Genomic DNA, 5,290 nt, shown 5'->3' with positions numbered 1-5,290 from the left:
CGGCGTAGATAAGTCTACATAATTACAGATTATGTTAGATTTTTAGTAGCGGTATCATTGGGTTCAGGACACACCTGCCTCTGGGATCTTTTATCAGCACGAACAGTCACAGGATAAGACGATTGAACACCAGCGACCTCTTCCGGTGCGGCAGGCTTAACCAAGTACCGCTTGTATCGCCCTGCCATTTTTGTCAGCCCGTTCCAGAAGTCTCGATAATAACTGGAATGGGTAGTGGCTCCGTTTATTTTATCATTTCCGTCCATTTCTTTTATTTCCCTCTATGGGTCCAGAGTCCGGTAATAGCACTCAGTTGTCATTATAGTTTCAACGAAGAAGCCGGGTATTTAGAGGACGATCACGATTTTTATCAGAGCTGCAAACCAATTCGTTGCAAAAACATGGGCATTCACTCTTAGCAATAGTTATAATATAACGTTTCACTTACAGACTGACACAGTTGCCCTTTATGATTTTTTCGAGAAAACCAAAGATACTATTCTGGCTGTCAGGCCTTTTACTCTCTCTATCACTGCCGACCCAGAGTCAAGAACCCCCCAAAGTGCTAACCTCCATTAAGCCCGTTCAGCTGATTGCTGCTGCTATCACCGAAGGTGTCACTTCGGCTGAAGTGCTGCTTCCTCCGGGAGCCTCTCCCCATAGTCATAGCCTGAAGCCTTCAGACGCCAGAAAGCTTTATGAAGCCGATGTTATGTTCTGGGTCGGACCCGATATGGAAGTCTTTCTGGATAAAACCCTGTCAGGTTCAACAAAAGCGGCCTCCGTGCCCTTGATGCAGGAAAGCAATCTGGAGCTTCTGAAGATGAATGAAGGAGAAGAAGAGATCCATCATCATCATGCCGAAGAAAGCGACCATCATCATCATGGCGAATACGACGTTCACATCTGGCTGAGCCCGAATAACGCCATAGCCATAGCCGAAACCATATCAGAGAAGCTGAGCGAGCTGGATCCTGAGCATAAAAAACAATACACGGATAATTACCATGTATTCAAAAAAGCGGTTCAGGCAGCTGACAAGCACAACATCAGCAAACTTGCTGTCTACCACAATCAACCCATGTTCGTTTTCCATGATGCTTATGGTTACCTGCAAAGGCATTACGAGTTGAATATTGTCGATCATTTCACTGCTAACCCGGAACAGCAGCCGGGTGCGAAACATCTTACTCAATTGCAAGAAAAGCTGAAAAAAGCCGGCAATAGCTGCGTTTTCCGTGAACCACAGTTCCAGCCTGCTTATATTGACCGGATCATTGATGGTACTGATGCCCATGTTGCTGTGCTCGACCCTCTGGCAACAGATGCAGCTGTAGGCCCTGATGGTTATATAGAGTTCATGGGCAGTTTGACGGATAACATTATCAGCTGCCTGAAGCAGTAACCATCGCTTAGTGCATGACACTCTATAAGGATGGAAATGCATGCATCAATCTCTATAACTTGAGATATTGTCTTGGTTCGCATGTTTTGTTCCACAGGGCATGGAAGCCAGACCCTTGCCCCGACGATTGGACGAGGGTTTACGGCGATTTAGCTAAAGCCTGAGCCCCATAAAACTACCGCCAAGAAACGCGGCCACAACCAGAAAGGGCAGAAGGGAAGCCAGCAGGGTTACCCACATTTTGAGCTTTGAGCGTTCCAGACGCAGATTCCATCGTTCTGCCGAAAAAGTCTGATCATCATCAAGTTCTGTGGATAACCCGCAGCTTGAACAGGTCACCTGCCACATTTCAGTGTCCCCAACCATCATCCTTGCCAATTCGGCTTCACCCAGACAACAGGGACACTTTTCCAGCTTCATAACGTCTCCTTCCTGTTTATGCACACATGAATGACAGCTTTTTCCAACACTTTTAACAGGTTATCCACAGATAGAGCTGTTATTCAAGGGCTATCTCATTGAGGAGCAGTGCATTAGAAATGAGAGACGTGGCAATGTCCGTGAAGGTTTTAGACGGCAATATCGCCAGCTAAATGAACACGTATGTTTTGTGTCAGGGCCTGTGTGGCAAATGCCTGAACCACTTCTTTCAGGTTTTCTTGCGGTACATAGGCAATAGAGATGTGATTGCTCTGGTGACCCGCCATCAGGTCATCGCGGCCTACACCGTCCAGTACACAGTTCATCAAAGGCCACTCTTTACAGGTTGCATGAAGACGCCGCTGGAACTCTTCCTGAGGCAGTTCGAAGGCAGTGCCGGTGCCGATATGCATATGAACTTCCGTACCTTCATAATGTGCACGAGCCCATATAAACCTGCCTGCTTTACTCTGGCCGCTCACAGTAGAACCGCCTAACGGGAAATACATGGCAGGCTGACGGTGACCGACAGCACCAGCAATACCACCATTGATGTGTTCAAAAGGTATAGAACCGGAAATTTCGAAATCCCAGTAGAACGTGCCTTCAAACTCACTGCCCCAGCGAATATCGTGCAGGGTTGTCTCCGATGGCAGACCCAGACTGTCGAGCAGACGGAACATCATGGTTTGTGGTATGGCGGTCCCCATGTCAACTTCGTTAATGCATGGAATGGGCTTGCCTTCGGAAATCACTTCGCCATTTTCGTCTTTTATAGGGAAGCGGGCGGTTGAGCCGATGGCACCTTCCGCAAAGTCCGAGGCAGCACAACTGTCTTTCAGGCCTTGTTGATACTGAACACCCACGCTTGTCAGGCCAAAGCGTTTGGTGGCGCGAGCCATGGCGATCATCATGGCGCACTGCTCTTTTACCTGCTCACGAGTCAGTTCTGTGGCTGCATCGGTACCAAATCTGAAGTCCATGCCGCGATCGATATACCACTGCAAACATTCTTCGCGCTGCTCTTCGGAAACAAGGTTCATGTCATGTAAAAGGGCGGACTGGGATAATGCCTCAATGGGCATACCAATCCTGACCAGGGATTCCTGAGGAAATATGCCGTTCATCATGCCCATGCAGAACATGTCGTATAGCCCCATAATCTCCTTGTTTTTGAGAATGAATTCCCCTACCCGCTGACCTATTTTACCTGCCTCTGTGTTAGTCATTGGGTGTTCTTTGGTGATTTCTTTCAAATAAGAGGTATCGTGTTCAATCTGTCCGCTTTCCAGCCACGATTGCAGGCTCATGTAGAAGAAATCATCGTCAAAGTTTTCGGACCAGAGGCGGCTGTAATCTCTACCCAGGCTGGTCAGGGTGCCAGCCATGCACAGAGCCCCCACCAGACCGGGCCATGTTCCATCGAAGTTAGCCAGCAGCAGGATGGGGCCTTCATGATGCACCAGAGATGGTGCCACATGGTGAGAATATTGCCATGCGGTCATCAGCATAATAATCGGAGCCTCAGGGTCAAGAGAGGCCAGTACATCAGAGCCTTCACGCTGGTTGCTGATAAAACCATGTCCCTGCGCGTCCTTTACGGGATGAGCACGTCGGACTCTGAAATCAAACTTCTCTTTTAAGACGGCTTCCAGTTTTTTCTCAAAAGATTGCTGAACTCCCCAGCATGTCCGGTTAGCAGTATCCCGCAAGTCGCCATTGGCAATAACGAAGACTTCTTTATTTTCCAGAGAACCAGGTTCTTTTTTCTCGGGCAGGGTCAGAGTTATAGCAGTCACAATATGCCTCCATCAGGCTATGAGTTCCAAAAGCTCAGGTTAATTTGTGTTCATCTGACTAAAATCCACACATCATGGCTTTGTACTTCATCTGGTCTTCGTGCATTTCGTGAAAGACCTTGTACTTGGCATCATGAAAAGCCCGGGTTGATGTTTGAGGTTTGATGACGTTGCCTGTGGATGACATAGCAGACATGGCGTCCTTTAACTCGTCATAATCACCACAGGCCGTTGCCGCCAGCATGGCAGAGCCAAGGACGACTGCTTCGTCCTCTTTACTGAGGACGATTTCACAACCTGTTGCATTAGCGTGTTCACGAAGCCACAGAGGATTTTTCGTACCTCCGCCGCACATATGAATGCGATTTATTTTATGACCAGCGAGGTTCATCGTTTCGATGATGTGACGTGTACCATAGGACACTGACTGAATAGCAGCCATATAAATTTTGGCCAGCTCGGTCAGGCTCTCATTCAGTGATAAGCCTGAAACCATGCCCTTTAAATAAGGGTTAGCCCGGGGTGAACGATTGCCATGATGATAGCCCAGCAAATGAAAGTGAGCAGTAAAATAGGGGTTTTCAGTCTCAAGCCGGGCAACCTCTTCATTCAGAATTTCATACTCACTGCGCTCCTGCCGTCCGGCCAGTTTCATGAGTTCCGGATAAAAAACATGGTCGCGAATAACGTGGTCGATCAGAGAGCCGACAGATGACTGTCCTCCTTCACTCAGCCACATGCCCGGAACCATAGCACCCCAGTATGGCCCCCAGACACCATCAACAAAAACCGGTGTTGTGCTGACGGCCATATGACAGGAAGAGGTTCCACCAATAATGGCGAGGGTTGATTCCGGCTGGTCGCCAATAATGCCAACGCCTCCTGCATGGGCATCGATCATGCCCACAGAAACAATAGTACTGGTGGTCAGCCCCAACGCTATTGCTGCGGCATCCGTCAACTGTCCGGCAGGCGTGCCCGGGTCAACGATGGCCTGACCGATTTTTTCACCAACAATCAGGTCTTCCAAATCCAGCTGCCGGAACAAAGAGGTATCCCAACGTTTGTCGTGGGCAAGATAAGTCCATTTGCAAACTTTGGTACAAGTGCTCCGAACATCCCTGCCAGTGGAGCGATAAACCAGATAATCCGACAGGTCGAAAAAACGCGCAGTGCGTTCATAGTGCTTTGGTAGGTGGCGTTTCAACCATTTCAGTTTAGGCAGTTCCATTTCAGGACTGACTTCACCACCCACAAACTTCAGGACCTCACTTCGTGTGGCATTCATTTCGGCAGTCTCTGCCAACGCCCGGTGATCCATCCACATGATGATATTCTGATCATCCAGTTCCGTCGGCGAGACGGTTACAGGGCAATCATCCGCGTCCACAGCAACCAGAGAGCAAGTTGCGTCAAATCCGATTCCCTTTACCTGCTCCGGCTTGATTGCTGAATCAGTCACTACATCTTTTACAACGTTACATACCTGCTTCCAGATATCAGACGACGATTGTTCAACAAAGTCCGTAGCAGGACGAAACTGCTTGATTGGGCTGGCAGCCAGGGCGATTTTCTCTCCCTTCGCGTTGAACAATCCCGCCCGCACACTGCCCGAACCCACATCCACACCAATGTACAAATGTTGCATAAATCGTCGTCAGGGTAC

General features: G+C 48.8%; 5 protein-coding genes. 1 reads left to right on the top strand and 4 read right to left on the bottom strand.

Features of this window, described 5'->3' with window-relative positions; translation table 11 throughout:
- Positions 1-29 precede the first annotated feature (29 nt).
- Positions 30-266 (bottom strand): hypothetical protein, encoded by a 237-nt coding sequence (locus tag KDK18_RS06855; protein WP_257254130.1) that lies wholly within the window; start codon positions 264-266, stop codon positions 30-32.
- A gap of 203 nt (positions 267-469) precedes the next feature.
- Between KDK18_RS06855 and znuA the strand changes: the two genes are divergently transcribed.
- Positions 470-1,405, top strand: coding sequence for a zinc ABC transporter substrate-binding protein ZnuA (gene znuA, locus KDK18_RS06850; protein ID WP_257254129.1), 936 nt, complete (start codon positions 470-472; stop codon positions 1,403-1,405).
- Positions 1,406-1,558: 153 nt separating this feature from the next.
- Here znuA and KDK18_RS06845 read toward each other — a convergent pair whose 3' ends face one another.
- The 3 genes from KDK18_RS06845 to KDK18_RS06835 all read right to left on the bottom strand — a co-directional run bounded on the left by KDK18_RS06845 (position 1,559) and on the right by KDK18_RS06835 (position 5,272).
- Positions 1,559-1,825, bottom strand: a complete 267-nt coding sequence (locus KDK18_RS06845) for a Lar family restriction alleviation protein (protein WP_257254128.1) — start codon at positions 1,823-1,825, stop codon at positions 1,559-1,561.
- A gap of 149 nt (positions 1,826-1,974) precedes the next feature.
- A complete protein-coding gene (locus KDK18_RS06840; RefSeq protein WP_257254127.1) occupies positions 1,975-3,624 on the bottom strand; it encodes a hypothetical protein in 1,650 nt (549 codons plus the stop codon).
- 58 nt (positions 3,625-3,682) lie between these two features.
- Positions 3,683-5,272, bottom strand: coding sequence for an FGGY-family carbohydrate kinase (locus tag KDK18_RS06835; RefSeq protein ID WP_257254126.1), 1,590 nt, complete (start codon positions 5,270-5,272; stop codon positions 3,683-3,685).
- Between the last annotated feature and the right edge of the window lie 18 nt (positions 5,273-5,290).

This window comes from Endozoicomonas sp. SESOKO3 (assembly GCF_024606255.1).
Note: the sequence above shows the minus strand (reverse complement) of the source record. Positions and strands in the feature narration are given on the sequence as shown.